The organism is Arthrobacter sp. HMWF013, assembly GCF_003061105.1.
Classification (GTDB): Bacteria; Actinomycetota; Actinomycetes; order Actinomycetales; family Micrococcaceae; genus Arthrobacter.
Genome location: NZ_QAIQ01000298.1, coordinates 1 through 1,292, shown reverse-complemented (window position 1 = coordinate 1,292; position 1,292 = coordinate 1). Strand labels below are relative to the sequence as shown.

General features: G+C 67.2%; 2 protein-coding genes. Both read right to left on the bottom strand.

Annotated elements, in window-relative coordinates:
• On the bottom strand, window positions 1-332 hold a 332-nt coding region (locus tag DBR22_RS11460; RefSeq protein ID WP_219928109.1), incomplete at its 3' end, for a hypothetical protein.
• On the bottom strand, window positions 329-1,292 hold a 964-nt coding region (locus tag DBR22_RS11455), incomplete at its 5' end, for a glycosyltransferase (RefSeq protein WP_108599119.1). The genes DBR22_RS11460 and DBR22_RS11455, both read right to left, overlap by 4 nt.

The following is a 1,292-nucleotide window of genomic DNA, read 5'->3' as shown; positions in this document are numbered from 1 at the left end:
GTGTAAGCCTCGCTGCGGGCGGGCAGGACCAGCGTGTAGCTCGAGCCTGTCCGGATCCGGTAGGCACCCTCCAGGCCTTCCACCCGCCAGCGGGCTGCCGAGGCGATGGTCCGGACATAGACCAGCCGTTCGTCTTCCTGCTCCACGAGGCGGGCTTCCGAGGCGGGGTCCCCCGGATACAGCACCCCCTGGACGTTGCCGTTGTCCGCAATCTCGTTGCGGCCCACTGCGTCCACCGCTTCACCCGTGCCGATGTTTCCGGCGTAGATGAACCCTGCCGTGGCCAGCGCCGCCGTGACAGCGGCAACCACTATGGCTCGGCCCGCTTTCATGCCGCTACCTCCCCCGTGGCCAGGCTCGCAGCGTCCTGCCCGTCCCCGCCCAGCTGGTCGGCGTGACGGGTCAGCCAGCCCTGCTTGTTCATGGTGGCAAAAGCGTAGAGCTTGATGGGGAGGGCCACCAGGATCACGGTGACCGCCAGGACGGGAAGGATCAGGATGTCCTTGGGGTGCCGGCGCAGGTGCGAGATACCCCGGATCCCCCGGCCCAGCAGGAGCCAGCACGCCGCCGCGGCCACGCCGAAGGGTGTGGGATCGAGGCGGTTGAAGATGAGGTAGAACATGGTCAGGCCCATGGTGAGCGGAGTGAGGATGATCTGCAGGACGGTCACCTTCGTCACGAACGGCACCCGCCAGAGCCAGCCTTTGGCAATGGCGGTGAGGTAGCACCGGTACGAGTTCCGGCTCCAGCGGATGCGCTGCTTCATGAAAGCCCGGAAACTGGCGGGGAACATGGAAAGCGCCCGGGCTGAGGACTGGTGGACGGTCTTGTAGCCGGAGGCGAGCACCAGCCAGGTGAGCCGTCCGTCGTCGCCCGAGATACAGCGCCGGCCCATGAAGTATTCGTTCTCCAGGTGCTCTATCAGTCCCATCACCGCGCTGCGCCGGTAGACGGCGGTGCGGCCGGAGATGCAGGGCACGGCACCGGCACGGCCCATCGCCGGGACGTAGTCGAGGTACCGGACGTTGACCAGCCAGTCCGCTATCCGCCGCCAAACGCTGCTGTCCCGCTGGTAGACGGTCTGATGGGTCCCCACCGCTCCGACGTTGGGGTCCGCGAAGGGCATCTGGACGTTTTCCAGCAGGCCCGGCTGCCACCAGGTGTCCGAGTCGGTGAGCACCAGGATCTCGAACCGGGCCATCCGCATGCCAACTCCCAACGCGGATCTCTTGCCGACGTGGTGGAACAGGACCGGCCGGATGGTCCCGTCCCCGAGGGCAGTGATCCGGTGG